The sequence below is a fragment of the Streptomyces sp. NPDC001137 genome (genome assembly GCF_040298885.1).
Taxonomy (GTDB): domain Bacteria; phylum Actinomycetota; class Actinomycetes; order Streptomycetales; family Streptomycetaceae; genus Streptomyces.
The window spans coordinates 58,999-85,263 of the sequence record NZ_JBEPBA010000034.1 but is presented as its reverse complement, the minus strand read 5'-3'; the positions used below and the strand labels follow the sequence as shown (position 1 = coordinate 85,263).

Here is a 26,265-nt window from a genome sequence, read left to right as displayed (position 1 = left end):
CTTCCTTTGTACTCACCCTCTCGGGCTTTCCTCCGGGCAGTTTCCCTTCGGTCTTGCGTTTCCGACTCTATCAGACCGTTTCCCGATCCGATTTCGTCGGTGCTTTCCAGGTTCCCGCTTTCGCGTTTCCCTTTCCGGCGGTTCCGACTTTATCAGAACTTTCGAGCCGGACTGACCGGCCGCTCATTTCCGATTCATCGGGAGTGGCTTCTTCGAAATCGATGTTTCCGAGAAGCAGACAGACACTCACTGCTGCCGACCGGACTAGATCCAGTTCCAGGCAACTGTTCGAATCTACCTCCCCACTTGGTCCGTGTCAACGGCTCCTGTGGGGCGAAGGAGAGACTAACAGGTCAGGAGGCGCGGTCGCACATCAGGCGGCAGTCGGCACCGTGGCGCTGCGCTCCGCTGTCTCGACGTCGCCCGTTTCTCCGGCTCGGGCCGCTCGGCCGCCCAGGACGAAGACGTACGCGAGGAAGGCGAGCTCTGCAGCGACCCCGATGCCTATTCGTGCCCATGTGGGCAGGCCGGAGGGGGTGACGAAGCCTTCGATGGCGCCAGAGACGAAGAGGACGAGCGCGAGACCGATCGCCATGCCGACGGCGGCGCGGCCCTCCTCAGCGAGGGCTGTGCGCCGGGAACGGGGGCCCGGGTCTATGAGGGTCCAGCCGAGGCGGAGGCCGGTTCCGGCGGCCACGAAGACTGCGGTCAGTTCGAGCAGGCCGTGCGGGAGGACCAGGCCGAGGAAGGTGTCGAGCCGGCCGGCCGAGGACATCAGACCGAAGCCGACCCCGAGGTTGAGCATGTTCTGGAAGAGGATCCAGAGGACGGGCAGGCCGAGAAAGACGCCCAGGATCAGGCACTGAGCGGCGGCCCATGCGTTGTTCGTCCAGACCTGGGCTGCGAAGGACGCCGCCGGGTGGCTCGAGTAGTACGTCTCGTACTGTCCCCCTGGGCGGGTGAGTTCACGCAGCTCGCTGGGGGCCGCAATCGTGGCCTGCACCTCGGGGTGGGTGCCTATCCACCAGCCCAGGAGGACGGCGACGACGGTGGACAGCAGCGCCGTAGGGACCCACCAACGGCGCGATCTGTAGACCGCAGCAGGGAATCCCTGGGTCAGGAAGCGGGTGACGTCCCGCCAGGAGGCTCGTCGGGTGCCTGTCACTGCGCTACGCGCGCGTGCCACGAGTTGACTGAGCCGTCCGGCCAGCTGGGGGTCCGGGGCGCTGGACTGGATCAGGGAAAGGTGGGTGGCCGTGCGCTGGTAGAGCGCGACGAGTTCGTCGGCCTCGGCGCCGGTGAGACGGCGTTGACGCCTGAGGAGGGCGTCGAGGCGATCCCATTCGGCTCGGTGGGCAGTGACGAAGACGTCGAGGTCCATCGGTTTGCCTGCTCCTCGGCTGTTCGTCGGCTGTTCGTCGGCGGCTCTCGTGGGGTCAGCTTTTCGTACTGCGGCGCGATGCGCCCTCAGCTTGGCAGACTGACCGTTCACGGGGCAGGCCAGGGGAAGGACTACGGGTGAGTCAGCTTGTGACGGGCGAGGCGGTGGCGCTGGAGTTGCGCCCCGCGAGGCTGCCGAGCAGGGCGCTTGCAGTGTTGCTCGACCTTGCCGTGGCCATGGTCGTCTACGTGGTCCTGACCATCGCTCTGCTCGCTGCCACGGCTTCCCTCGACGACGCGGCGCAGATCGCGGTATCGATCGCGACCTCCGTTCTGGTGCTGGTGGGCGGGCCGATCGCGGTCGAGACGCTCAGCCATGGGCGGTCACTCGGAAAGTTGGCGTGCGGGCTGCGGGTGGTGCGGGACGACGGGGGGCCGATCCGGTTCCGGCATGCGCTGGTTCGGGGTGGGATCGGTGTGGTCGAGATCCTGATGACGTTCGGGGTCGTCGCGTGCATCGCCTCCCTTGTGTCGGCACGGGGGCGACGGCTCGGCGATGTGTTCGCCGGGACTCTCGTCGTTCGGGAAAGGGTGCCTGTGGTGCGGACGGGCTTCCTGCCTCCACCACCGCCCTGGTTGGCCGGGAGGTTCTCGGGGCTTGATCTGTCCGCGGTTCCCGACGGGTTGTGGCTCGCTGTCCGTCAGTATCTGTCGCGGATGCAGCAGCTGGACCCGCAGGTCGGCTGGGCGATGGCGGAGAGGCTCGCCTCGGACCTCTCGGCGCGTACGGGTACGCCGGTTCCCCAGGGGGTTCCGCCGACGGCGTATCTGGCGGCCGTGATGCAGGAGCGCCAGGCCCGGGAGGCGCGACGGGCCTTCGCGAACGGTTCTGCGGTCGGGAGCCCGGCTGCGGGTGGGCAGCCATCGGGTGCCCTGCCCCCGGCTGGTGCGCCGGGCTCATACGAACCCCGGGCCGAATTCCCTCCGGTGGTTGCTCCGCCGACTGCCCATGCGGCGCGGACGAATGAGGCGGGACGGCAAGCCGAGGCGCCGACGCAGGAAGCTCCGGCGCACGAGACCACGCAGACCGTGCAGACCGCCCAGCCGGATGCGCCGTCGACCGAACGGCCCGCCGGCGGCGCCGGCGGAACCACCGAGTCCACCGGGTTCGTACCGCCGGCGTAGGCTCGCCACGGCCGCCGGACGAGCCGTCTGGTCGAGGCAGCCGCATCCCGTGCGTTCCCCTACGCCGCTTCGGCGACGTCTCGCTCAGGTGAATGTGGACGGCGGCGATTCGAGGTCTTCGAGCTCGATGCCGGGTGCGGCGAGCACCACGTCGCCGGCGATGTGTACGGCGTGCTGCTCACCCGTGTCCAGTGCTGTGACCTGGTATTCGTCCACGGTCAGGGGGGCGTTGTCAGTGGCGTGTGTTTCTCTGTTCACCAAGGCCCAGGACTGGTCCACGGTGCGCGGGGCGAGGACGGGGTCGGTGAAGGCGACGAGGCGTACGCGGGTTGCTGTGGCAGAGGGGGTGAGGCGCAGGAGACGGCTGGTGGCGATGAGGAACGCGGGGGATGTGCCGGTGAAGGCATGGGCGCGGACGTTGCCTTCGGTGGCATGGGCTCCGGTGGGATCCGTCCGGACCCAGGTGACGCCGTCGAGGGCGGCACCGCGGACCTGCCAGCCCGCGGCGTGCAGCTCGAGGCGGATGGGGCGGCCCAGCTCGTCGAGGGCGAGGTCGACGGAGCCTCCGTGATCGCCCGCGGGGGTGGTGAGTTGGGAGACATAGCGCCAGCCGGAAGGTCCGGGTGCGCAGTGGAAGTGTTCTTCGGCGAGGGGGGTGTGATCGTGCGGATCGTGGAGCGAATAACGGCCGCGGGGCATGGGGGTCCTGGGTCTTGACGGGCTGGTCCGGCCGACGGGCCGCAGAGCCAAAGGGGCAGGCCCCCGGCACGGGGGTGCGGGGGCCTGCCTCGGAGGAACTGCTGCTGGTGAGCGTGTCAGCGCACCGACACGCTCACCATCGGCTGAGCCGAGCCGCTCAGTAGCGGTAGTGGTCCGACTTGTACGGGCCCTCGACCGGGACGCCGATGTACGCGGCCTGCTCGGGGCGGAGCGTGGTCAGCTTCACGCCGAGCGAGTCCAGGTGGAGACGGGCGACCTTCTCGTCGAGGTGCTTGGGCAGCGTGTACACGCCGGTCGGGTACTCGTCGGGCTTGGTGAACAGCTCGATCTGGGCCAGGGTCTGGTCCGCGAAGGAGTTGGACATCACGAACGACGGGTGGCCGGTGGCGTTGCCCAGGTTCAGCAGACGACCCTCGGACAGGATGATGATCACCTTGCCGTCGGGGAAGGTCCAGGTGTGGACCTGCGGCTTGACCTCGTCCTTGACGATGCCCGGGATCTTGGCGAGGCCGGCCATGTCGATCTCGTTGTCGAAGTGACCGATGTTGCCGACGATCGCCTGGTGCTTCATCTTGGCCATGTCCGAGGCCATGATGATGTCCTTGTTGCCGGTCGTGGTGACGAAGATGTCGGCCTTGTCGATGACCTCGTCGAGGGTCGTGACCTGGTAGCCGTCCATCGCCGCCTGAAGGGCGCAGATCGGGTCGATCTCGGTGACGATGACGCGGGCGCCCTGTCCGCGCAGGGACTCCGCGCAGCCCTTGCCCACGTCGCCGTAGCCGCAGACGACCGCGGTCTTGCCGCCGATGAGGACGTCGGTGGCGCGGTTGATGCCGTCGATCAGGGAGTGGCGGCAGCCGTACTTGTTGTCGAACTTCGACTTGGTGACGGCGTCGTTCACGTTGATCGCCGGGAACAGGAGGACGCCGTCGCGCTGCATCTCGTACAGGCGGTGGACGCCGGTGGTGGTCTCCTCGGTCACGCCGCGGATCTCCGAGGCGAGCTGGGTCCACTTCTGCGAGCCGTTGGTGATGGTGCGGTGCAGGAGTTCGAGGATGACGCGGTGCTCGTCGGACTCGGCGGTGTCGACGGAGGGGACCTTGCCGTCCTTCTCGTACTCGACGCCCTTGTGGACGAGGAGGGTGGCGTCACCGCCGTCGTCGAGGATCATGTTGGGGCCGCCGGTGGGGCTGTCCGGCCAGGTCAGCGCCTGCTCGGTGCACCACCAGTACTCCTCCAGGGTCTCGCCCTTCCAGGCGAAGACCGGGACGCCCTGCGGGTTCTCGGGCGTGCCGTTCGGGCCGACGGCGATGGCGGCGGCCGCGTGGTCCTGGGTGGAGAAGATGTTGCAGGAGGCCCAGCGGACCTGCGCGCCCAGGGCGACCAGGGTCTCGATGAGCACGGCGGTCTGCACGGTCATGTGCAGGGAGCCGGTGACCCGGGCGCCGGCCAGCGGCTGGGTCTCGGCGTACTCCTTGCGGATCGCCATCAGGCCGGGCATCTCGTGCTCGGCGAGGGTGATCTCCTTGCGGCCGAAGGCGGCCAGGGAGAGGTCGGCGACCTTGAAGTCCTGTCGGTTGTCGACAGTCGTCATTGCGAGCTGCTCCTCGGGGTTGGGACGAGGTGGGTACGGCTGGTCTGCGCGGCGGCGGACACAGGGGTGCCCGAAGAGGACACGGGCATGCCCGCGTGCGCGCAGCGCAGTCCGTCGGAGGCCCTCTCTCCCTCGGTCGGTCCGCGGTGGGACCGCCCGACCGCCATCAGCAGCGACGTCTGGCTCGGTTCCAAGCTACACCGGCCGCTCCGGCGGCCCCAGTCCGCCTTCGAACACATCGCGCCGATCGGGGCGGGCGCCGGACGCCGACCGCCATGGTTGGAGGGCGACAACGGGACACCTGCGAAGGAGCGGACAGAAGGCGGCGGACCAGGTTGAACACGGACCTTCGCACCTTTGAGGAAGGCTGCGCGATGTTGCCGGATGCCGGGAGATCGGGAACCGCCTGGTCGATCTTGCGGGGCTGAAAATTTCCTGTGGGCGATGTCGTGCCCTACTCGTGAATGGCGAGTGGCGGCGCTGGTGGGTGGCCTGATGGCGCTCACCGGGCTCGGGCTGGGGATCGCGGCCGTGGCCGTGCGGAAGCGTGTCATCGTGCCGCCGCGCCCGCCCCGGGCCGTGCAGGTGTGACGACGGGGCCCACCGAGCGTTCGGCGGGCCCTGGGTCGTACGGCGAAGTGGTGTCAGTGGCCGGCGGGGTGCGGCGTCGGTCCGCCGGGGGTGGCCTCGCGGTCGGGGCCCTTGGCGGCCTCGGCCTCGCTGTAGATGTCCGGCTCGAGGTAGATGACGCGGGCGATGGGGACGGCGGCACGGATGCGGGCCTCGGCGGCGTTGATGGCGGAGGCGACCTCGGCGGCCGTGTCGTCGTGCTGGACGGCGATCTTGGCGGCGATCAGCAGTTCCTCGGGGCCGAGGTGGAGCGTGCGCATGTGGATGATGCCGGTGACCGTGTCGCCGTCGACGATGGCCGCCTCGATCTGCTTGACCTCCTCGATCCCGGCCGCCTCGCCGAGGAGGAGGGACTTGGTCTCGGCGGCGAGGACGAGGGCGATCAGGACGAGCAGGATGCCGATGCAGACCGTGCCGATGCCGTCCCAGACGCCGTCGCCGGTGAGCAGTGCGAGGCCGACACCGCCGAGTGCGAGGACCAGACCGATCAGGGCGCCGAAGTCCTCCAGGAGGACGACGGGCAGCTCGGGCGCCTTGGCGCGGCGGATGAACTGCGACCAGGACAGCTTGCCGCGCAGCTCGTTCGACTCCTTGATGGCCGTCTTGAACGAGAAGCCCTCGGCGATGATCGCGAAGACGAGGACGCCCACCGGCCAGTACCAGTGCTCCACCTCGTGCGGGTGGCGGATCTTCTCGTAGCCCTCGTAGATGGCGAACATGCCGCCGACCGAGAACAGGACGATGGAGACGAGGAAGGCGTAGATGTAGCGCTCGCGGCCGTAGCCGAAGGGGTGCTGCGGGGTCGCCTCGCGCTGGGCCTTCTTGCCGCCGATCAGCAGCAGGAACTGGTTGCCCGAGTCGGCGAGCGAGTGGACGCCCTCGGCGAGCATCGAGGACGAACCGCTGAACGCGAACGCCACGAACTTCGATGCCGCGATCGCGAGGTTGGCGCCGAGTGCCGCCACGATCGCCCTGGTGCCGCCTGACGCGCTCATGTGTCCGCGTTGTCCCTTCGCTTTCGTACGTACGCCGTCCGGGGCCCCGCATCGTCGCGGCTTTGCCCGTCCTTTGCCGGTGGGCCATTCTTGCAGCCCCGCCCGACGACGGCGCGTCAGGTATCCACAACCCCGGTCATACGATCACAGTGGCCCGGAAGACCGTACCCGCTCCGGACACTTCGGCCTTCTCGCCCGCCGGGACGAAGACCGACTGGCCGGGGCGCAGTTCGTGTTCGCCCGCCTGCACGGAACCGGCCGTGCAGAGCAGGATCTGCGGGGTGGCGCGGGTGAGGTCGTGGGTGGAGCCGCCCTCGGGGAGGACGTAGCGCGAGAGCCGGAACTCGTCGATCGGGGTCTCGTAGACCTCCTCGCCGTCCGGGGACGCCTCTGGGCGCAGCACGCCGGGGTCGCTGGCCTCGAAGCGGACGATGCGCAGGAGTTCGGGGACGTCGACGTGCTTGGGGGTCAGGCCGCAGCGCAGGACGTTGTCGGAGTTGGCCATGATCTCGACGCCGAGACCGTTCAGGTACGCGTGCGGGATGCCCGCGCCGAGGAACAGGGCCTCGCCGGGCTGCAGGCGTACGTAGTTCAGGAGCATCGCGGCGATGACACCCGGGTCGCCCGGGTAGTGGTGGGCGATGTCGGCGTAGGGCGCGTAGTCACCGCCGAGGCGGGTGCAGGCGGCCGCGGCTTCGGCGACCGTGTGGTGCATCTCCTCCGGGTCGGCGGTGAGGATCGCGGTGAGGACCTCGCGCAGGGCAGCGTCCTCGGGGTGGGCGTGCAGCAGGTCGACGTACGGCTTGAGGGAGTCGACCCCGAGCCCGTCGAGGAGGGCGGCCGCCCGGAGCGGGTCGCGGAAGCCGCACAGGCCGTCGAACTCGGTGAGCGCGCAGATCAGTTCGGGCTTGTGGTTGGCGTCCTTGTAGTTGCGGTGCGGGGCGTCGACGGGGATGTTCCGGCGCTCCTCGTCCTCGTAACCCTCCTTCGCCTGCGCCAGGTTGGGGTGCACCTGGAGGGAGAGCGGGGCGCCGGCGGCGAGGATCTTGAGGAGGAAGGGCAGGCGGGGGCCGAACTTGGCGACGGCGGCCGGGCCGAGTTCCTTCTCCGGGTCCGCGTCGACGACCTCGACGAGCGTGCCGCGTCCGGTGCGCGAGGGGGCGCCGGGGTGGGCGCCCATCCACATCTCCGCCTGCGGTTCACCGGTCGGTTCGACACCGAGCAGGTGCGGGATCGCGGTGGTCGAACCCCAGGCGTAGGGACGGATGGTGTTGTCGAGGCGGTCCATGCTGTGTCTTCGTCTCCGTACGTACGCCGCGCTCGGCGGGCGCTGGTCAGTAAGCGCGGGTTGCGCGGGTCAACGTCAGGCCCCCGAGGCGAGCGCCAGGTAAACGGCGGCGAAATCCGTGATGGCGATCAGTTCGGCGAGGGTCTCCAGTTCGCCGCCGGGTTCCGGTTCCAGTTCGCTGATCGGCGTGTCGTGGCTGAGGGCCAGGTCACGGGCGGCGGGTGCGGCGGTGAGGCCTTCGATCGGGCGGTCGCGGAGCAGCACCACGCGCGCGTGCAGGGCGGGGGCTTCCTCTACGCGGTCGCGGAAGAAGTCGTCCGGGTCGGCGCTGGCGGCGAGCGGGCCGGCCAGCAGGGCGCTGTGGGCGGCGAGTGCCTCGGGGAGTTCGGCGACGACCGCCGGGCGGCCGGAGAGTTCGGCGAGGGCGGCCACGAAACGCCGTCCCGCGGGGCCTGCCGAGACGCCCTCGGTCCATACGACGGGCAGCGCGTCGGCGAGTTCGGCGGCGAGCGTCTTGGCGGGGTTGCTGTAGGTCGCGATCGCGGGGCCGCAGCGTTCGGCGATGTGGTCGAGACGGTCGGCGATCTTCTCGACGGCCTCCGGCGGGGCGGTGACCAGGCCGGTGCGGTCGAGGAGGGCGAGGAGGGGTGTGAGCAGCGCCCACAGGACGCCGGGGGCGGAGGCGGCGAGTTCCTGTTCGTCCTGCTCGTACGGGGCTGTCGCCATCGGTACGAAGAGGCCGTGGGCGCCTTCCACCGCCTCGGTGAGCGGGGTGCGGGCGGGGGCGACGGCGACGACCGTGCAGCCGCGGCGGTAGGCCGCGTCGGCGAGCAGGGACAGGCCCGGCTCGGTGCCGTCGGGGGTGGTGATCAGAAGCAGGTCGACGCTGCCGGCCCAGCCCGGGAGTTCCCAGCGCAGGGCGCCCGCGGCGGGGGCCACGCCGGTGGGGGCGAGGCGGATGACGGGACTGCCGGGGCCGGCGAGCGTGCCGAGGAGGTCTGCGGCGCAGGTCGCTGCGGCGCCGGGGCCCGCGATGAGGACCGCGCGGGGGCGGCCGTCGGGCTTGAGGTCGTTCACGCCGGCCTCTGCGGCGTGCCGGGCGGCCGTGCGGACGCGGGCACCTGCTTCTGCGGCGCCGCGGAGCAGGCCTCGGCGGTCGGCCTCCGAGAGGGCCTCGGGGGTGTCGAGCAGCGATTCGTCGAGCATGGGCGGCAGCCTCCGATCGCCGGGGGTTCTTTGTGTGCGCGTCGCGGTGGTACGCGGGGGCGGGGGCCTCTGCGCGGGTGCCTTTTTCGCGCGGTGGCTTTGCGGGTGCCTTCTTGCGCGGGTGGCGGGGCTCGGCGTCAGGCGGGGCGGCGGGCCTCGTCGACGAGCAGGACGGGGATGCCGTCGCGGATGGGGTAGGCCAGGCCGCAGTCCTTGCCCGTGCAGATCAGCTCGGTTTCCTGGTCCTTGGTTTCCTGCTCCTTGAGGGGGGCGTGGCAGGCCGGGCAGGCGAGGATCTCCAGGAGGCCGGCTTCGAGCGGCATGGGTGTGTCCCTTCGGGGGCGTGCGGGTGCGTGTGCGGATGTGCCTGGTCAGCGTACCGCCGTGGGGGGCGGGGTGCCGGGGTTGGGCGGGGGTCGGGTCTGGTGGCTGTGGGAGGGGATCGCCCCCGCCGCCCCTACCCGTCCCGTCCCAGGGGCGCTGCCCCTTTCGGCCCCGCCAGGGGGCTCCGCCCCCTGGACCCCCATCGGCCTGAACGGCCTCGTCCTCAAACGCCGGACGGGCTGAAAGTGGCGACCGGCGCCGAAGAGGTGCGGCCCTGGCGGGTGGGTGGGGGATCGGGACCGCGACCACGACCTCGGGCACCGGACCGGCTGAAAGTACCCACCAGCGCCAAAGACGTGCCCGGCCTGCTCGGTGTCGTCAGGCTCGGATGATGGACAGGGCCTCGTCGCGGATCTTTGTCATGGTGGCCTCGTCCCTTGCCTCTGCGTTCAGGCGGAGGAGGGGTTCCGTGTTGGACGGGCGGACGTTGAACCACCAGTCGGTGGAGGTGACCGTCAGGCCGTCGAGTTCGTCGAGGGTGATGTCCTCGCGGGCGCCGTATGCCGCCTTGATGGCCGCCAGGCGCTCGGCCTGGTCGGCGACCGTGGAGTTGATCTCGCCGGAGCCGACGTAGCGGTCGTACTCGGCGACCAGTGCGGAGAGCGGGCCGTCCTGGCCGCCGAGGGCCGCGAGGACGTGGAGGGCGGCCAGCATGCCCGTGTCGGCGTTCCAGAAGTCCTTGAAGTAGTAGTGGGCCGAGTGCTCGCCGCCGAAGATCGCGCCCGACTTCGCCATTTCGGCCTTGATGAAGGAGTGGCCGACGCGGGTGCGGGCCGGGGTGCCGCCGTGTTCGCGCACCACCTCGGGGACCGACCAGGACGTGATCAGGTTGTGGATGATCACGCCCTTGCCGCCGTTCCTCGCCAGCTCGCGCGCGGCCACCAGGGCGGTGATGGCGGACGGCGAGACCGGGTCGCCGTGCTCGTCGACGACGAAGCAGCGGTCCGCGTCGCCGTCGAAGGCGATGCCCAGGTCGGCGGACTCCTCGCGCACCCGCTGCTGCAGGTCGACGAGGTTCGCCGGGTCCAGCGGGTTCGCCTCGTGGTTCGGGAACGTGCCGTCGAGTTCGAAGTACATGGGTACGAGGGTCAGGGGCAGGCCGGCGAAGACCGTGGGGACGGTGTGGCCGCCCATGCCGTTGCCCGCGTCGACGACGACCTTCAGGGGGCGGATGGAGGTCAGGTCGACGAGGGAGCGCAGGTGGACCGCGTAGTCCGACAACGTGTCGCGCGAGGTGATGGTTCCCGGCTCGCCGGCCGGCTTCGGGGCGCCCGACTCGCTCCACTGCTCGGCCAGTTCACGGATCCGGGACAGGCCCGTGTCCTGGCCCACCGGCGCCGCGCCCGCGCGGCAGAGCTTGATGCCGTTGTACTGCGCCGGGTTGTGCGAGGCCGTGAACATCGCGCCCGGCAGGTTCAGGGCGCCCGAGGCGTAGTACAGCTGGTCGGTGGAGCACAGGCCGATCTCGGTCACGTCGACGCCCTGTGCGGCCGCCCCGCGTGCGAAGGCACGCGACAGGCCCGGCGACGACGGCCGCATGTCGTGGCCGATCACGATCGCGTCCGCCCCGGTCACCTGGACGAAGGCTGCCCCGAAGAGCTCGGCCAGCGACTCGTCCCACTGGTCCGGGACCACCCCGCGTACGTCGTACGCCTTCACGATCTGCGACAGATCAGCAGCCACGGCCAACCCTCCTGAAGTCCTATCGGTCGCCTCAAACTACCCGTAACGGTTGGCCGTGCGCCGCGCGGACTCCGAGTGGACTCCCAGCCGTAACCTCAGGTCGGAGCCGGGTGAGAAACCGGGAAGAACCGGGGCAGGATCCGGGAGGAGTCGCCCGGGCGCGCGTACCGACTCGATGGCGGGCACGCGCGCGTGCGTTACGGAGACCAGGGCGCCCGCGCCCGCCAAGAAGGCGCCGATGTCGGCGAGTTGCGCGGAGACGTGGTTGGAGGCGGCGAACTGGGCGACGGCGAAGGCGACTCCGCACACCAGGGCGGGCACCCAGGGCTCGCGCAGGCCGCGCCGCCCGTCCACCAGCCGGACCAGGACGAGCGGCACCACCAGTGCCGGCAGCGAGGTTTGACGTCCCAGCACGGAGGCCACGGAGTCCAGCGGCAGCCCGGTCACCTGCGCGAGCGTCACGACCGGTGTACCCGTCGCCCCGAGGCCACCGGCGCCGTGTCGACGAGCGCGCCGAACCCGGCCAGGGCCTCCAGGAGCGCGCCGGCCCTGGGCGGCGCTGGAGGGTGTTTGATCGAGTGGCATGCGGTAGGGCGAGCCAGGTCACCAGAACGGCTGCCAGAAGCCCTGCCAGGCCCGCCCTCATGCGCACTCCGCCGAGCAGAGTCAATGGATGCGCACCCCTGGGCGGAACGGGGGACGGCGAACAGGGCTCAGTTGTCCGGGGAGCGCAGTACCCGCAGATGCCCGCGCCGCGCGACCTCCATCGGGTCCGCCGTGCGCGCCCCGCCACCGCCTGCGCCTGCCGCCCGCTCCTGGGGGCGGGCCGCCTCGCGCACCGCGTTGGCAAGCGCTTCCAGGTCGTCGCCGCTGGGGCGGGCCGGAGCGGAGCCGTCGAGGAGCCGGACGACCTCCCAGCCGCGCGGGGCGGTGAGGCGCTCGGAGTGCTCGGCGCACAGGTCGTAGCAGTGGGGTTCGGCGTAGGTGGCGAGCGGGCCGAGGACCGCGGTCGAGTCGGCGTAGACGTACGTCAGCGTCGCGACGGCGGGACGGCCGCAAGCGGTGCGCGAACAGCGACGTACAGGGCTCACGACGTTGGACGGTACCGCACTCTTGAGCGGGCCGCGACGACTCTCCCCCAGGTCACTCCACCGTGTCGTAGTGTGAAACACCCCACACACCTCCCCTGGAACCCCCAGCTGACCTGCACGGACGCACGTTCACACGGCATTCCGCGCCTCTTCGCCCGATCAACACACCGTACAAACACCGTCAATTGCCCCAAGATCGTCGGTCTCGTAGAGATACGGAAACGAGCCCAACCTTGGCTGGAATGGTCATCCTGCGACAGGTCCACCAGGGGGATCCGAGGCGCTCGGGCCGGCCGCGTGGGGCACCGCGCGCGGTCCCGGCGGGGACTACGCTTCACCAGTGATGGACAACCCCGTACCGCACCGTGCCGCCCGCCCCGGGCCCCGCCGTCGTGATCGCCACGGCCGGGGCATGCGCGGCCCGATCGCGCCGCCCCAGGTGCCGCTCGCCGCGAGCCGGGCCGAGGCGTTCGCGGATCTGGTGCAGGACTCCGTGGAGCGGCTGGAACGGCGGTGGCCGCAGCTCGCCGAGATCGACTTCCTCGTGCTCGAGGTGCCGCGCCTGGACGGCCCGGCCGAGGCCTGGAGCGACGAGGCGGTGCCGCTGGGCGGCACGATTCCCTCCCGGGAGGGGCGGCCGGCACGGGTGGTCGTGTATCGGCGGCCGGTGGAGATCCGCACGAAGGGGCGCGACGAGCGGGCCGCCCTGGTGCACGAGGTCGTGGTCGAGCAGGTGGCCGAGTTGCTGGGGCTCACTCCCGAGACGGTGGATCCGCGGTACGGGGAGGACTGAGCCGGCGTTCCCCTGGCACCCGGCTGTGGTGTGGCCCTGCTCGGGACTGCCGCCCCCAGCAACAGCTACTTCTGCAGCACCGACAGGTCCTGGTCCGCCTCCGGTACCGCCACCGTTCCGCGGTCGTCCGGCAGGGTCTGGACCGTGAAGCCCGGGACTCCCTCCTCCGTCGCCGCCAGGGTGCGTGCCGCGTAGACCGGGCCGCCGGACAGTGGCTCGACCGTCAGGGCGTAGGTGCCCTGGAGGCCGCTCGGGACGGGGGCGTCGATGTCCTGGGTGGTGCCGGCCTTGATCGTGTACGTCTTCGAGACCGCGGTGCCGCCCTCGCTGCCGGCGGACGCGGTGACCTTCACCTGAGCGGTGCGGGTGGGCGCGGCGAGGGACAGCGTGGTGCCCTTTCCGCTGTTGTCGGCGGACGTCGCGCGCGTGCCCACCGGGCTGGTGGCCGGGATGAACGCCGTCTCCTGCTTGGCGCCCTTGCCCCGTACGACGCGCAGCGCGGCGACCACCGGCACGGACTTGTCGGTGGGCGTGAGGACCAGGGACCCGGCCTCGCCGCGGGTGACCGGGCCGAGGTCGACGGCGGTGGTCATGCCGGCCTTCACATGCAGCGTCTCGTTCCCGGCGGGCGTGATCTGCCCGGACGGGGAGGCGAGCCGCAGCTTCAGGTCGGCGTCCGCGTCGCCGGGCGTGAAGGCGATCAGGCGCACGGAGGTGGCGTCCTTGGGGATGCCGGGCAGGACGAGGCTGCCCGCCGGGTCCGTGGACGCGGCCAGCCAGTCGCCACCGAGCTTGTCGTCGAGGGCCTGTACCGCGGCGCCCACGCGTCCGCTGCGGACGTTCACGTGCACGGTGAGGTTGGTCTGCTTCTCGTCGGTGAGCGTGGACAGCAGGACCGGGTCGCTGGAGTGCGGTGCGACGGTGATGCCCTCCCCCACGGTCGACTTGAGGGCGCCGTCCTTGCCGTAGAGCTCGATGTCGACGACGGCTGCGGAGTCGTCCGGGTTGGTGAGGTGGACGTAGTCGGTGCGGGCGGGATCGGTGCTGGCGCCCGGGAACCAGAACTCGGTGTCCGGCGCGGTGCAGTTGACGCCCTGGAGGCCGCGCCCGGTGCCCGCGGCGACCTCGGTGGTCTCCTGGACCGCCCAGCCGGGCGCGAACCTGCCCTCGGCGGTGCCGACGAGCGCGGGTGTGTCGGAACCCGAGGTGTCGCCCGTGACCGGCTTGCCGGGCTCCTTGGGCGTGAGGACCGGCTTGTCGGCCTTCGGTTTGCCGGCCTTCTTCTTGCCGCTCTTCTTTCCGTTCGCCTTGCCGTCCGTCTTGCCGCTGTCGCCCGCCGTGTCGGCCGACTGCTCAGTGGCGGAGTGCAGTTGGGCCGTGCCGCCGCTTCCCGTGCCCTTGGTGACGGGCGTGAAGGACGTGTACGACGTGTCGGCGAGGTCGGAGGTGCTGGGCTGCGGGCACAGCAACGTCGTGCGTTCGACGGGCAGTTCGGCGGCCGCCTTGGCGGTGCCCGCGCCGGAGGCACCGGGCGCGGTGAGCGAGGCGAAGCCCGTGACGGCGGCGAGCGCGGCCGTGCCGGCGATCAGGGAGATGGTCGTGCGGTTCACTGCTGACTCCCGTCGGGGCGCTCAGGGTCGTGCGGGTGCGGCTGCGCCGGGTCGTACGTCGGGTCGTAACCCTGCTGGTACGACGGGTCGTACGCGGTCTGGTCGTACGCTCCCTGGGAGGGGCCGCCGTACGCGTACGGGTCGTACTGGCCGCCCTGGTACGGGTCCGCCTGGTACGTCTGGTCGTACGTGCCCGCCGGGTACTGCTGGGTGCCCTGGTACTGCTCGTTGCCGTAGTTGCCGTAGTCGGCGCCCTGGTAGCCCGTCGCGTCCCAGTCGCCGTAGGACTGCTGATGCGGGACCGCCACCGGTGTCTCCTCCGCAGGAGGGGACGGGAACTCCTCGTTCTGGACCGCCCCTTCGTTCTCGGCCTCCGCCTGGGCGCGCAGACGGCGGGCCCGGCGGCCCTCACCCGCGACGGCCTCGGCGGGTACGGCCGGTTCCTCGGGGAGGTCGTCGTCGACGTCGCGGCGCCGGCCGGGCAGCGCCAGGACGACGAGGACGACGGCCAGGAAGCCCTGCGCCCAGAGCCAGGCGGTGTGGGTGATCGGATCGTCGTAGGTGACGTCCAGCTTGCCGCCGGATGCGGGGAGCTGGAAGCCCTGGGCCCAGCCGTCGACCGTGGTGCGGGTGAGCGGCCTGCCGTCCAGGGTGGCCGTCCAGCCGTCGGAGGCGGTGTCGGCGAGGCGCAGGAGGCGGCTGCCGGAGCCGGACGGGACGGTGGTGTGGATCTCGACGGGTCCGGCGGCGACGGGCTGCGCCGCACCGGAGCCGGAGGCGGGAACGATGGTGGCGCGCGCGACCTCCTGGTCGACCCGCCACAGGGCGCTGCCGTCCTGCTGGCTCAGGCGGGAGAGGCCGGGGGTGGCGTCCAGGACGCGGGTGACCTCGCGGGGCGCGCCCTTGCGGACGAGGACGTAGCGGACGGCGAACTTGCCGAGCTGGTCGGCCTGGTCGGCGCCGGAGCCGGCGACGAGGTTGGCGACGACCTTGTCGAGCCTGGCGTTCTCTCCGTCGGCCGCGGCGCTCTCGGCGTCGCCGAGCCGGCCGCCGGAGCCGCGCACCAGGGTGTAGCCGACGCGGGCCGTGGAGTCGCTGTCGAGCACGAGCGTGCGTGCCTGGTCGCTGGTGCCGCTCTCCTCGGCGACGAACGCGGGGACCTGCACGGGGTCCTGCCGCTCGACCGGTCCGTCGGCACCGCGGATCATCCAACCGAAGGCGATGACCAGCGGGCCCGCGAGCGCGGCGAAGGCTATGAGTGCGGCCACCGGCTGGCGCCAGCCGAAACTCTGCTCGGCCACGCGCGCGCGTGCACCGTCGGCGCCGATGACGGCGGCGGTCAGGAGGGCGAGGCCATAGACGAGGGTGGCCGGGCCGGCCCAGGTCGAGCCGTTGGAGAGGACCGCGAAGACGAGGCCCACCAGGGCGACCGCCCAGGCCGTCCAGATTCCGAACTGACGCTCCGAGCGCAGCAGGGCGGCCAGCGCTGCCAGGACGACGCCGATGAGCATCAGCCCGCTGACCGTGCCCGGGCCGCCGGGGCTCACGCCGAGCAGGTCGAAGGCGGAGGCGGCGGAGGGGCCGTAGTCGAGTCCGGCCTGCTTGAAGAAGCCGAACGGGAGCAGCGTCAGCGACCAGGGGGCGAGGACCAGCAGGGGCGTGCCGAGCTGGGCCAGGAAGCGCAGGCCGTGGGCGGTGATGTCGGTGCGCCGCACGGCGAGCAGCGCGAGGCCGAGAACCAGCGCGACGGGCCACACGATGGGCGTGAAGGCCGTGGTGACCGTCAGCAGCAGTGTGTAGGCCCAGGTGGCGCGCCAACTGCCCGGCGTGCCTGACGCGTTCGCAAGGCCGCCGGCGGCAATGCCCGCGCGCGCGATGAGCGGCAGCAGCACGGCCAGTACGGCGGTGCCGATGCGGCCGCCCGCGAGCGCGCCCGTGGCGGCCGGCAGGAAGGCGTAGACGACGGCGGCCCAGGCGCGCAGCAGACGCGACTCGACGAGCGGGCGGGAGGCGAAGTACGCGGTGACGCCGGCCAGCGGCACCGAGCACACGAGCAGGACCGTGACCGCGAGCCCGGTCGAGCCGAACAGCACGGAGGCGAGCATCGCCACGATCGCCAGGTACGGCGGTGCGGACGGGGTGCCGCCGGCGCCCACGGCGTGCCAGGAGTCGAGGTAGCGCGACCAGAGCTCACTGGAGTCGGCCGGAGCGGGCAGCAGGGCGCCGCCCGCGAGCGCGCCGCCGCCGAGCAGTTCGCGGCAGGCGACCAGCGAGACGAACAGCAGGATCAGGAAGAGCATCGGGCCGGGCTTGCGGCCGATGCGCTTGAGGCGGGCGAACTGCTCGATCTCCAGGAAGTCCGCGTCGTCGCCGCCGGGCCCGGACTCGACCGCGCCGCCGTGCCGTCCGGCGCCGGAGGTCACCTCGGGGTCGGAGCGGCCGACGAGGTCGCCCGCGGCCTGTTCGACGGTGGCCCGTATGGTCGCGCCGGGCGGCGGGAACAGGGCGCGCAGTTCGCCCTTGTCGATCTGCGGTTGGCCACGCCGGCGCCGTCCGGCGATGATCCGCTCGGGCCGCAGCAGCGTGCCCAGCAGACCGCGGATCTCGTCGACCGCCTGCCCGGGGACCTTGCCCACGAGGTAGGCGACGGTCCGCAGGAGCGTGCCGAGCACGAGACGCACCAGCACCCAGGGCAGCGCGGCCGTACGCGTGTTGACCAGCAGGGTGTAGACGGCGCCTGCCTTGTCGACCTTGTGCGGGGAAGCGACGGTGCGGCCCGAGCAGTCGACGGTGCGGCGCTCGCGGGAGGCGGCCTCGGCGTGTCGTACGACCGCCTCGGGGGCGACGAGGACGCGGTGGCCGGCCGCGGTGGCGCGCCAGCACAGGTCGACGTCGTCACGCATCAGCGGCAGCCGGCTGTCGAAGCCGCCGAGTTGTTCGAAGACGTCGCGTCGGATGAGCATGCCGGCCGTGGACACGGACAGCACGGTCCGGACGTGGTCGTGCTGTCCCTGGTCCTGTTCGCGGCGGTCCAGACCGGTCCAGCGGCGGCCGGAGTTGGCGATGGTGACGCCGACCTCCAGGAGCTGGCGGCGGTCGTACCAGCCGCGGAGCTTGGGGCCCACGACGGCCACGTCGTCACGGCCGAGTTCGAGTTCGTTCTCCACGACGCGCAGCAGCTGGGCCAGGGCGTCGGGTTCCGGGGCGCAGTCGTCGTGCAGCAGCCACAGCCACTGGACCGGTTCGCCGTGCGGGAGTTCCGGCATGTCGTACGCGTCGTCGCGCCAGGAGCGGGTGACCGGGTCCCAGCCGCTGGGCCGCCTCAGATAGGGCAGCTCCTCCGGGGTCAGGACGGGTGCGCTGCGTTCCGCCTCCTCGACGGCCTGGCCGAAGCCGGTGCGCCGGGCGAGGTGCAGCACGCGGTCGGCGCCGAGGGCGTCGGTGACCAGCTGGGCGGAGTGGTCCGCGCTGCCGGTGTCGGCGGCCACGACGTACTGAACGGGGCGCTCCTGGCCGAGCAGCCCGGCGAGCGCGTCGGGCAGCCAGCGGGCGCCGTCGTGGGAGACGACGACCGCCGTCACCACGTGACGCGGAAACTCTGGTGTGGCAGCGAGGTCTTGGTGGGCTGCCGTGTGGCTGTGCACGGACATCGAGGTACGGGCCCCGGTTCGATGGACTGCGGTGGACGTCTGTGCCCCGTGGGGGCAGCGAGGCGTCTCGGACGAGCGACCACACTATCGGCTGGGCATCACGGCGGCCCGCCGCCTGTGGATAACCCCACCTGCGACGGGCCGTTCGAATGTGTTTCGGTTGTGCGGGGGTGTCGGCCGCCGGGTCAGATCGCGGCCTTCTTCAGACGGCGTCGTTCACGCTCGGACAGCCCTCCCCAGATACCGAAGCGCTCGTCGTTGGCGAGGGCGTATTCGAGGCACTCGGAGCGGACTTCACAGGCCAGGCAGACCTTCTTGGCCTCACGGGTGGAGCCGCCCTTCTCGGGGAAGAAGGACTCGGGGTCGGTCTGGGCGCACAGCGCGCGCTCCTGCCAGCCGAGTTCCTCGTCCGCGTCGTCGACCAGCAGTTGCTGCACCAGCTCGGTCATGTGCGCCCCTCGTCTGTCTTTCGCGTCCCCGTGATGTAGCCGTTACCGATTCCGGCTGAACGACACGAGTGAAATTACAAGTGTGCTGCTCCGGGCGAGTCAAGCCGAGATCTGCTATTGAGCCCCTTATTCACTCTGCGGAACCAAGGCCATGCGGAAAGTGTTCAAATCGGCATAAACCTTGACACGCAGACGAGGCCCGGAAGGGCCTTCGCCCCCGCGCAGAGCCTGTACGGGGAAGGACGCCCGCAGATCCCTTCTCGTTCCACGCGCACCTCGAAGCAAACCGGATCACAGTCGGATCACAGGACCGCAACGAGGTTTGAGCGCCATGTGTCCCGGGCGACGCATGCACAAACCTTTCGCCTCCGACATGAACCGGATGAGGTGAACCATGTCCCACATACCGGGCGTCGAGTTGACAGTGAAGGTGTGAACCGCTGTTCTTGTGGGCATGCTCGCGAACTTGGCGCTCACCTCGACCCGCACCGCCGGGTCCCACGGTGCTGCCCGCGCTCGCTGTAGCTGTTGTTGCTGTCCCAGCTGTTGAGCCCCACCTGCTCCGGCTGTGGCCCCGTCGTCCGTGACAGGGCTCCCGTTCCCTCTGACCTTCTTTCACTGAGGAACCGCACCCCCCTATGAACAGCGACAACGACCTCCAGATCGCCGGCGACATCCTCGAAGTCCAGCACCTGCTGCAGCCGCCGCGCGAGCACCCGGCCACCGTGGCCGAGTTCGTGGGCCTGGCCCGGTCCATCGCCGCCGACCGCTCCCAGTGGGAGCACCTCGTCGAGTACGACGCGACGACACGCTGGTACCACCGGCTGCGCACGGGGCCGGGCTACGAGGTGTGGCTGCTGTCCTGGGTGCCCGGCCAGGGCAGCGGGCTGCACGACCACGGCCGCTCCTCCGGTGTGCTGACCGTCCTGGAGGGCACGCTGACCGAGCGCACCGAGCGGGGCACGCGCGCGTTGGGCGCGGGCGCGCAGCGGGTGTTCGCCCCGGGGTATGTGCACGAGGTCGTCAACGACGCGCTGGAGCCGGCGGTCAGTCTGCACGTCTACTACCCGGGGCTGACGGAGATGCCGATGCACACGGCCTGCACGGCGGCCCCTGCCGCGTACGACGAGGTCGACGTCGTAACCGCCTGACGCGTTGTCGTACCCGCCTGTAAGACTTGGCCCATGCGCATTGTGGTTCTGGCAGGCGGCATCGGTGGTGCCCGGTTCCTGCGCGGTCTGAAGCAGGCCGCGCCGGACGCGGAGATCACCGTCATCGGCAACACCGGGGACGACATCCACCTCTTCGGACTGAAGGTCTGCCCGGACCTCGACACGGTGATGTACACGCTCGGCGGCGGTATCAACGAGGAGCAGGGCTGGGGGCGAGCCGAGGAGACCTTCCATCTCAAGGAGGAGCTCGCGGCGTACGGCGTGGGGCCGGAGTGGTTCGGGCTCGGCGACCGGGACTTCGCCACGCACATCGTGCGGACGCAGATGATCGGCGCCGGGTATCCGCTGAGCGCGGTGACGGAGGCGCTGTGCGACCGGTGGAAGCCGGGCGTGCGGCTGATCCCCATGACGGACGACCGGGTCGAGACGCATGTGGCCGTCGAGGTCGACGGTGAGCGCAGGGCGGTGCACTTCCAGGAGTACTGGGTGCGACTGCGGGCCTCGGTGCCGGCCGAGGCGGTCGTGCCCGTCGGGGCGGAGCAGGCGAAGCCGGCGCCGGGGGTGCTGGAAGCGATCGCGGAGGCGGACGTGGTGCTGTTCCCGCCCTCGAACCCGGTGGTCTCCGTCGGCACGATCCTCGCCGTGCCCGGCATCCGTGAGGCGATCGCCGAGGCCGGGGTGCCCGTCGTCGGCCTCTCCCCCATCGTCGGGGACGCGCCCGTGCGGGGCATGGCCGACAAGGTGCTCGCGGCGGTCGGCGTGGAGTCGACGGCCGCGGCGGTGGCCGAGCACTACGGCTCGGGGCTGCTCGACGGCTGGCTCGTCGACACCGTGGACGCGGGCGTCGTGGAGCGGGTCGAGGCCGCCGGGATCCGGTGCCGGGCCGTACCGCTGATGATGACCGACATCGAGGCGACCGCCCGGATGGCCCGTGAGGCCCTGGCACTGGCGGAGGAGGTGCGGGTGCCTTGAGCGACGGGATGTCCGAGGACACGGGCGTGCGCGGCGCGGACGGGTACCGGGTCTGGGCCGTGGGCGGGATTCCCGAGGTACAGCCGGGGGACGACGTGGCCAAGCTGATCGCCGCCGCCGAGCCCGGGCTGGTCGACGGGGACGTGTTGCTCGTCACCTCGAAGATCGTGTCCAAGGCGGAGGGACGGGTCGTCGAGGCGGGCGACCGGGAGGCCGCGATCGATGCCGAGACCGTACGGGTCGTGGCGCGGCGCGGGGCCCTGCGGATCGTCGAGAACCGGCAGGGGCTGGTGATGGCCGCGGCAGGGGTCGACGCCTCCAACACCCCGTCCGGCACGGTGCTGCTGCTGCCGGAGGACCCCGACGCGTCCGCCCGGGCGATCCGGGAGGGGCTGCGGGACGCCCTGGGCGTCAACGTCGGGGTCCTCGTCACCGACACCTTCGGGCGGCCCTGGCGCTCGGGGCTCACTGATGTCGCGATCGGCGCCGCCGGGGTGCACGTGCTCGACGATCTGCGCGGGGGCACGGACGCGTACGGCAATCCGCTCAGCGCGACGGTCGTGGCGACGGCGGACGAACTGGCCGCCGCCGGCGATCTGGTCAAGGGCAAGGCCGCCGGGCTGCCCGTCGCCGTCGTGCGCGGGCTGCCGCACGTGGTCGCGGAGGACGACGGGGAGGGGGCGCGGGCCATGGTGCGCGGCGGGCGCGACGACATGTTCCGGCTGGGGACGTCCGAGGCGATGAGGACGGCCGTGACCCAGCGGCGTACCGTGCGGGCCTTCACCGACGAGCCCGTCGACCCCGGTGCCGTACGGCGGGCGGTCGCCGCGGCCGTGACCGCGCCGGCGCCGCATCACACGACACCGTGGCGGTTCGTGCTGCTGGAGTCGCAGGACGCGCGGACCGGGTTGCTGGACGCCATGCGCGACGCCTGGATCGCCGATCTGCGGCGGGACGGGAAGAGCGAGGAGTCCATCGCCAAGCGGGTGCGGCGGGGGGACGTGCTGCGCAATGCGCCGTACCTGGTCGTTCCGTGTCTCGTGATGGACGGGTCGCACACATACGGGGACGCGCGGCGGGACGGGGCCGAGCGGGAGATGTTCGTGGTCGCCGCGGGGGCGGGGGTGCAGAACTTCTTGGTGGCGCTGGCCGGGGAGCGGTTGGGGTCCGCGTGGGTTTCTTCGACGATGTTCTGCCGGGATGTGGTGCGGGAGGTTCTGGGGCTGCCCGGGGACTGGGATCCGATGGGAGCCGTGGCGGTCGGGCATCCTGCGGAGGAGCCCCGGCCTCGGCCGGAGCGGGACCCTGAGGCTTTCGTCGAGGTGCGGTGACGCTCCGCCGGGTACGCCGGGTGCCTACGGCTTGGGGGGTTCTGGGTTCGGGCGCGCCTGCGGGTGAGGGGGGTTTCGCGCCCATGCGGCGGAGCCGCACGTTGATACAGTGCCGCGCCCCTGAAAGCGCACACCGACGCTCGTATGCACGGCCTAGTCTCGTAAGGCAATCCCCGACACCCTAGGAACTCACCCGTGGCAGGACGGTTCTCTCCCCGGCCCACCCGTACGACCGTGCGCGGTGGGCATGTTGCCGTGACTGCGCGGGGTGGTGTGCCTCGGCAGGCCGTGGCGCCCGGGCGGGTGCGGACCGTCGTACCGGACGGGCCGCTTGATCTTGGGCTTGTGCTGGGGCCGCTTCGGCGTGGTGGTGGGGATCCGACGTTCCGGGCCATGCCCGACGGGTCCGTGTGGCGGGCCAGTCTGACTCCCGGCGGGCCCGGGACGCTGCGGGTCTCCGTGTGCGGGGGTGAGGTCCGTGGGGAGGCCTGGGGGCCCGGGGCCGAGTGGCTGCTGGAGCAGTTGCCGGAGCTGCTGGGGGGCGCGGACGATCCGGATGCGTTCGTGCCGCGGCACCGGCTGGTGGCGCACACGGCGCATCGGCGGCCGGGGCTGCGGCTGACGCGGACCGGGCTGGTGCTGGAGTCGCTGATCCCGTCGGTTCTGGAGCAGAAGGTCACGACCGGGGAGGCGTACCGGGCGTGGCGGCTGCTGGTGCGCAAGTACGGGGAGCCGGCGCCGGGGCCCGCTGCGGGCGGGCGGCTTTGGGTGATGCCGGGGCCGCGGACCTGGGCGTTGATTCCCTCGTGGGAGTGGCACCGGGCCGGGGTCGACAACAAGCGGGCGTCGACGATTCTGCGGGCCGTGAAGGTCGCTGCGCGGCTGGAGGAGGCGGTCGGGATGGAGCCGGCGGCCGCGCAGGCGCGGTTGGAGGTCGTGCCGGGGATCGGGCCGTGGACGTCGGCGGAGACCGTGCAGCGCAGTCATGGGGCGCCGGATGCGGTGACCGTGGGGGATCTGCATCTGCCGGGGATCGTGGGGTGGGCGCTTGCCGGGGACCGGGATGCTGATGATGCGGCGATGCTGGAGCTGTTGGAACCCTATGCGGGGCAGCGGCATCGGGCCGCGCGGTTCATTCTGTTGAGTGGGCGTACGCCGGCGCGGCGGATGCCGAAGATGCCGAAGACCGACATCGGGCGGTTGTAAGGGGCCCGGAGTTGGGGCGGGCCGGGGCGGGTGCACTTGCCCTCGTTGGCGGGGTGCCGCCTGCGCCCACCCGTGCCGCCCTAGGCGGCACGAATGCCCGCAGGCGACGGCGGCTGCAGCACGGCACGCCCGGCCTACTGGTCCGAAGAGAAGCGCACCGACCCCGAGGGGATTCGGGCGTCGCACCACACTCGTACGCCCTCGCGTAGTTCGTTGTCGGCGCCGATGACCGCGCCGTCGCCGATGACCGTGCCGGTGAGGACGGAGCGTTCCCCGACGCGGGCTCGGGTGCCGATGAGGGAGTCGGTGATGACGGCGCCGGGTTCGATGACGGCGCCGGGAAGGATCGTCGAGCCGAAGACCCGCGCGCCCTCCGCCACGAACGCGCCCTCGCCCACCACCGTGCCGCCCGTCAGCTTGGCGTCCGGGGCGACCCTCGCCGTCGGCAGGATCAGACGGTCGCCACAGCGGCCGGGGACGGCCGGGGACGGTGCCCGGCCCAGGACGAGGTCGGCGGAGCCGCGGACGAAGGCCGCCGGGGTGCCGAGGTCCAGCCAGTACGTCGAGTCGACCATGCCCTGCAGATGGGCCCCGGCCGCGAGGAGGTCGGGGAAGGTCTCGCGTTCGACCGAGACCGGGCGGCCCGCGGGGATCGTGTCGATGACCGAGCGGCGGAAGACGTACGCGCCCGCGTTGATCTGGTCGGTGACGATCTCCTCGGGGGTCTGCGGCTTCTCCAGGAAGGCGAGGACCCTGCCGGTCTCGTCGGTGGGGACCAGGCCGTAGGCGCGCGGGTCCGTGACCTTGGTGAGGTGGAGGGAGACGTCGGCGCCCGTCTTCTGGTGGGTGTCGACCAGGGCGCGGATGTTCAGGCCGGTGAGGATGTCGCCGTTGAAGACGAGGACCGGGTCGTCGGGGCCGGAGTGCAGGCGGGACGCGACGTTGCGGATGGCGCCGCCCGTACCGAGGGGCTCCTCCTCCGTCACGTACTCGATGTGCAGGCCCAGGGACGAGCCGTCGCCGAAGTACGGCTCGAAGACCTCGGCCAGATAGGACGTGGCCAGGACGATGTGGTCGACACCCGCCGCTCTGGCTCTCGCCAGCTGGTGGGTGAGGAACGGGACGCCGGCCGCACGGACCATGGGCTTCGGTGTGTGGACCGTGAGCGGCCGCAACCGAGTGCCCTTACCGCCGACCAGGAGGATCGCTTCTGTCACCTGTCGTCTCTGCTTCCTGCCGGGACCGGCCGAACTGTCTTTCGGCCGGCCAGTTTATGCAGACCGTCGTGTGGCGATTTCGACGGCCGTGCGGCGTTCCGCGGTTCCATCCGGTGCCCCCGTGGTGTGAAACGCGCCTCCGTGCCCAACTCCCTTGCGAGGTCCGGCTGTCGCTCAGCGTCGGCCCTGGTAGTGCGCGGCGGTGGAGCGGATCGTGCCGAGCTTTCGGTAGAGCTGCCAGCCCGGGCACGCCGTGGGGTAGCCGTCACGGTGGCCGGAGATCACATTCATTCGGACGTTCTTACCCTTTCGGTAGAGATTGCCACCGCTCGACTTCAGATATGTCTTTCCTCGTGGATTGGCACCGTAGAGGCCCAGTTTCCAGGCGGTGAGCCGGGCGATGGCCTTCAGGACGACCGCGGGCGGCTTGCTCTTGCTGAAGTTGCCGATGACGGCGATGCCCATGCTGTTGTTGTTGAAACCGAGGGTGTGGGCGCCCCTGACCGCCTTCGCCACTCCCCCGGCGCGGCCCTCGTAGATGGTTCCGCACTTGTCGACGAGGAAGTTGTAGCCGATGTCGCGCCAGCCCATGCTCACAACGTGGTAGCGGTAGATGGCACGGATGACGGAGGAGGCCTGCGAACAGCGGTAGGTGTTGCCGGACGACGTGTGGTGCACGAACGCCGCCTTGACCTTCTTCGTGTAGGCGAACCCCCTCTCGCGCAGGTCCTCGTCCGCACCCCAGCCCCGTCTGGTGACGATGCGCGGGCGGGGGCCGATGTGCGGCTTCTTGCGCTGACTCTCCGTCAGCTCGTGCCCGCGCAGCGTCCGCATCTCCCGCACGGTCGCGGACTTGCTCAGCGCGGGGATCACGGTGGCGCCGAGCGGGACGAGATCGGCGTTGGCGGTGGACGAGGCCAGGGCCTCCGCCGACTCGGTGTTGCCGCTCCCGGCACCGGGGGGCCCGGCCTGGCTGCCGTGCGGCACGATCGGCGCCGTACCGCGCATCGGGGCCTCGTCGCCGCCGTCGTCGGGGTCGCCCGGGTCGACGAGTTCCAGACGCAGGCCCGACGGGAGGGCGGCCGGTGCCGGGACGGCGCGGGTGCGCGGGGCATGCTCCTCGGTACGGCGTCCGCCCTCGGCCCGGACCCGGACCTCCACCGCGTCCGAGTCGCCCACCCACAGCGGTGCGGTGGAGCCGCGGACGCGACCCGAGGTGCGCTCGGCGGTGCCGGCGTCCGGCGCGTCGTCGTTGTGCGTCTCCAGGCTGCGCCAGCCGGACCAGACGCCGTTGCCGGTCGCGCGGGTGCGGACCTGGACCTGGCCGTGCAGTTCGGTGTTCGGGTTGTCCCAGATGACGCCGACCATCGAGAAGCGCCGTACGTCCCGCCGGGGCAGGCCCTGCTCCGCCAGGGCCGTGGAGGCCGTGGAGCCGAGGGCGCGGGTGAGGGGGGTCAGCGGGGCGAGGGGCAGCGACTGGGTGCTGCCGCGGACGTCGGGCCGGGCGGGCCCCGGCGCGGATCCTGCGCCGCCGAGCGCGGCCCTCGCCGTCGCCTCGGGGACCGGCAGGGTCAGCGGAAGGGCTAGGGCGGCCGCGCAGGCGACGCCGATCGAGGAGGCGATCGAGGAGGCAAGGAATCCACGCATGCCCCTGATCTTGAACATATTCATACATATCTGTCCATACCGGAATTGACGGGCCGTCGGTT

General features: G+C 71.4%; 21 protein-coding genes and 1 pseudogene. 7 read left to right on the top strand and 15 right to left on the bottom strand.

What is annotated here, in order from left to right:
* Window positions 1–373 precede the first annotated feature (373 nt).
* Window positions 374–1,381, bottom strand: a complete 1,008-nt coding sequence (locus ABT254_RS42040) for a stage II sporulation protein M (protein WP_351482800.1) — start codon at window positions 1,379–1,381, stop codon at window positions 374–376.
* Window positions 1,382–1,518: 137 nt separating this feature from the next.
* On the opposite strand from ABT254_RS42040, the gene ABT254_RS42035 reads away from it, so the two are divergent.
* A complete protein-coding gene (locus ABT254_RS42035; protein WP_351482798.1) occupies window positions 1,519–2,565 on the top strand; it encodes an RDD family protein in 1,047 nt (348 codons plus the stop codon).
* 84 nt (window positions 2,566–2,649) lie between these two features.
* On the opposite strand, the gene ABT254_RS42030 is transcribed toward ABT254_RS42035, so the two are convergent.
* Window positions 2,650–3,264, bottom strand: coding sequence for a hypothetical protein (locus ABT254_RS42030; protein ID WP_351482796.1), 615 nt, complete (start codon window positions 3,262–3,264; stop codon window positions 2,650–2,652).
* A 157-nt stretch (window positions 3,265–3,421) separates the two neighbouring features.
* Entirely contained in the window at window positions 3,422–4,879 is a 1,458-nt protein-coding gene (gene ahcY, locus ABT254_RS42025) for an adenosylhomocysteinase (RefSeq protein ID WP_351482794.1), read from the bottom strand.
* A gap of 444 nt (window positions 4,880–5,323) precedes the next feature.
* On the opposite strand from ahcY, the gene ABT254_RS42020 reads away from it, so the two are divergent.
* Entirely contained in the window at window positions 5,324–5,470 is a 147-nt protein-coding gene (locus tag ABT254_RS42020) for a hypothetical protein (protein ID WP_351482792.1), read from the top strand.
* A gap of 53 nt (window positions 5,471–5,523) precedes the next feature.
* Here the strand turns inward: ABT254_RS42020 and ABT254_RS42015 are convergent, their stop codons facing one another.
* The 7 genes and pseudogenes from ABT254_RS42015 to ABT254_RS41985 form a co-directional block, all read right to left on the bottom strand.
* Window positions 5,524–6,504, bottom strand: a complete 981-nt coding sequence (locus ABT254_RS42015) for a cation diffusion facilitator family transporter (RefSeq protein ID WP_351482790.1) — start codon at window positions 6,502–6,504, stop codon at window positions 5,524–5,526.
* Between the two features lie 136 nt (window positions 6,505–6,640).
* Entirely contained in the window at window positions 6,641–7,792 is a 1,152-nt protein-coding gene (gene manA, locus ABT254_RS42010; RefSeq protein ID WP_351482788.1) for a mannose-6-phosphate isomerase, class I, read from the bottom strand.
* A gap of 75 nt (window positions 7,793–7,867) precedes the next feature.
* A complete protein-coding gene (locus ABT254_RS42005) occupies window positions 7,868–8,998 on the bottom strand; it encodes an SIS domain-containing protein (RefSeq protein WP_351482786.1) in 1,131 nt (376 codons plus the stop codon).
* Window positions 8,999–9,135: 137 nt separating this feature from the next.
* Window positions 9,136–9,321, bottom strand: coding sequence for a Trm112 family protein (locus tag ABT254_RS42000; RefSeq protein ID WP_351482784.1), 186 nt, complete (start codon window positions 9,319–9,321; stop codon window positions 9,136–9,138).
* Between the two features lie 379 nt (window positions 9,322–9,700).
* Entirely contained in the window at window positions 9,701–11,065 is a 1,365-nt protein-coding gene (locus ABT254_RS41995) for a phosphomannomutase/phosphoglucomutase (protein ID WP_351482783.1), read from the bottom strand.
* A 159-nt stretch (window positions 11,066–11,224) separates the two neighbouring features.
* Window positions 11,225–11,735, bottom strand: a pseudogene (locus ABT254_RS41990) (L-lactate permease); the annotation flags it as partial.
* Window positions 11,736–11,778: 43 nt separating this feature from the next.
* On the bottom strand, window positions 11,779–12,156 hold the full coding sequence (locus tag ABT254_RS41985; RefSeq protein WP_030941657.1) for a DUF3499 domain-containing protein: 378 nt from the start codon (window positions 12,154–12,156) through the stop codon (window positions 11,779–11,781).
* A gap of 343 nt (window positions 12,157–12,499) precedes the next feature.
* Here ABT254_RS41985 and ABT254_RS41980 point away from each other — a divergent pair, with 343 nt between their 5' ends.
* Window positions 12,500–12,949, top strand: a complete 450-nt coding sequence (locus ABT254_RS41980; protein WP_344402334.1) for a metallopeptidase family protein — start codon at window positions 12,500–12,502, stop codon at window positions 12,947–12,949.
* A gap of 65 nt (window positions 12,950–13,014) precedes the next feature.
* Here the strand turns inward: ABT254_RS41980 and ABT254_RS41975 are convergent, their stop codons facing one another.
* The 3 genes from ABT254_RS41975 to ABT254_RS41965 all read right to left on the bottom strand — a co-directional run bounded on the left by ABT254_RS41975 (window position 13,015) and on the right by ABT254_RS41965 (window position 18,658).
* Complete coding sequence (locus tag ABT254_RS41975; RefSeq protein ID WP_351482780.1) at window positions 13,015–14,559, bottom strand: DUF5719 family protein; 1,545 nt, start codon at window positions 14,557–14,559, stop codon at window positions 13,015–13,017.
* Window positions 14,556–18,209 (bottom strand): glycosyltransferase, encoded by a 3,654-nt coding sequence (locus tag ABT254_RS41970; RefSeq protein WP_351482778.1) that lies wholly within the window; start codon window positions 18,207–18,209, stop codon window positions 14,556–14,558. Before ABT254_RS41970 ends, ABT254_RS41975 begins: the two co-directional genes overlap by 4 nt.
* Window positions 18,210–18,394: 185 nt before the next feature.
* Window positions 18,395–18,658: a WhiB family transcriptional regulator gene (locus ABT254_RS41965; protein WP_010986447.1), complete on the bottom strand. Its 264-nt coding sequence runs from the start codon at window positions 18,656–18,658 to the stop codon at window positions 18,395–18,397.
* Between the two features lie 638 nt (window positions 18,659–19,296).
* Between ABT254_RS41965 and ABT254_RS41960 the strand changes: the two genes are divergently transcribed.
* The 4 genes from ABT254_RS41960 to ABT254_RS41945 all read left to right on the top strand — a co-directional run bounded on the left by ABT254_RS41960 (window position 19,297) and on the right by ABT254_RS41945 (window position 23,339).
* Window positions 19,297–19,809: a cysteine dioxygenase gene (locus ABT254_RS41960; RefSeq protein WP_351482776.1), complete on the top strand. Its 513-nt coding sequence runs from the start codon at window positions 19,297–19,299 to the stop codon at window positions 19,807–19,809.
* A gap of 33 nt (window positions 19,810–19,842) precedes the next feature.
* The gene (gene cofD, locus ABT254_RS41955) at window positions 19,843–20,802 is read left to right on the top strand and encodes a 2-phospho-L-lactate transferase (RefSeq protein ID WP_351482774.1); all 960 of its coding nucleotides are present in this window, start codon (window positions 19,843–19,845) and stop codon (window positions 20,800–20,802) included.
* An 8-nt stretch (window positions 20,803–20,810) separates the two neighbouring features.
* Window positions 20,811–22,133, top strand: a complete 1,323-nt coding sequence (locus tag ABT254_RS41950; RefSeq protein ID WP_351482808.1) for a coenzyme F420-0:L-glutamate ligase — start codon at window positions 20,811–20,813, stop codon at window positions 22,131–22,133.
* A 195-nt stretch (window positions 22,134–22,328) separates the two neighbouring features.
* On the top strand, window positions 22,329–23,339 hold the full coding sequence (locus ABT254_RS41945) for a DNA-3-methyladenine glycosylase family protein (protein WP_351482772.1): 1,011 nt from the start codon (window positions 22,329–22,331) through the stop codon (window positions 23,337–23,339).
* A 134-nt stretch (window positions 23,340–23,473) separates the two neighbouring features.
* Here the strand turns inward: ABT254_RS41945 and manB are convergent, their stop codons facing one another.
* Complete coding sequence (manB, locus tag ABT254_RS41940) at window positions 23,474–24,556, bottom strand: mannose-1-phosphate guanylyltransferase (protein WP_351482770.1); 1,083 nt, start codon at window positions 24,554–24,556, stop codon at window positions 23,474–23,476.
* Between the two features lie 174 nt (window positions 24,557–24,730).
* On the bottom strand, window positions 24,731–26,203 hold the full coding sequence (locus ABT254_RS41935; protein ID WP_351482768.1) for a peptidoglycan recognition protein family protein: 1,473 nt from the start codon (window positions 26,201–26,203) through the stop codon (window positions 24,731–24,733).
* Window positions 26,204–26,265 lie beyond the last annotated feature (62 nt).

Excerpts from the sequence above, each read along its gene's own strand:
- ABT254_RS41965 (WP_010986447.1), bottom strand. The coding sequence starts at position 18,658 with ATGACCGAGCTGGTGCAGCAACTGCTGGTCGACGACGCGGACGAGGAA.
- ABT254_RS42005 (WP_351482786.1), bottom strand. The coding sequence starts at position 8,998 with ATGCTCGACGAATCGCTGCTCGACACCCCCGAGGCCCTCTCGGAGGCC.
- ABT254_RS42020 (WP_351482792.1), top strand. The coding sequence starts at position 5,324 with ATGTCGTGCCCTACTCGTGAATGGCGAGTGGCGGCGCTGGTGGGTGGC.
- manA (WP_351482788.1), bottom strand. The coding sequence starts at position 7,792 with ATGGACCGCCTCGACAACACCATCCGTCCCTACGCCTGGGGTTCGACC.
- ABT254_RS41950 (WP_351482808.1), top strand. The coding sequence starts at position 20,811 with ATGTCCGAGGACACGGGCGTGCGCGGCGCGGACGGGTACCGGGTCTGG.
- cofD (WP_351482774.1), top strand. The coding sequence starts at position 19,843 with ATGCGCATTGTGGTTCTGGCAGGCGGCATCGGTGGTGCCCGGTTCCTG.
- ABT254_RS41935 (WP_351482768.1), bottom strand. The coding sequence starts at position 26,203 with ATGCGTGGATTCCTTGCCTCCTCGATCGCCTCCTCGATCGGCGTCGCC.
- ABT254_RS42015 (WP_351482790.1), bottom strand. The coding sequence starts at position 6,504 with ATGAGCGCGTCAGGCGGCACCAGGGCGATCGTGGCGGCACTCGGCGCC.
- ABT254_RS41970 (WP_351482778.1), bottom strand. The coding sequence starts at position 18,209 with ATGTCCGTGCACAGCCACACGGCAGCCCACCAAGACCTCGCTGCCACA.
- ABT254_RS41960 (WP_351482776.1), top strand. The coding sequence starts at position 19,297 with ATGAACAGCGACAACGACCTCCAGATCGCCGGCGACATCCTCGAAGTC.
- ABT254_RS42030 (WP_351482796.1), bottom strand. The coding sequence starts at position 3,264 with ATGCCCCGCGGCCGTTATTCGCTCCACGATCCGCACGATCACACCCCC.
- ABT254_RS42040 (WP_351482800.1), bottom strand. The coding sequence starts at position 1,381 with ATGGACCTCGACGTCTTCGTCACTGCCCACCGAGCCGAATGGGATCGC.
- ABT254_RS41980 (WP_344402334.1), top strand. The coding sequence starts at position 12,500 with ATGGACAACCCCGTACCGCACCGTGCCGCCCGCCCCGGGCCCCGCCGT.
- ABT254_RS42000 (WP_351482784.1), bottom strand. The coding sequence starts at position 9,321 with ATGCCGCTCGAAGCCGGCCTCCTGGAGATCCTCGCCTGCCCGGCCTGC.
- ahcY (WP_351482794.1), bottom strand. The coding sequence starts at position 4,879 with ATGACGACTGTCGACAACCGACAGGACTTCAAGGTCGCCGACCTCTCC.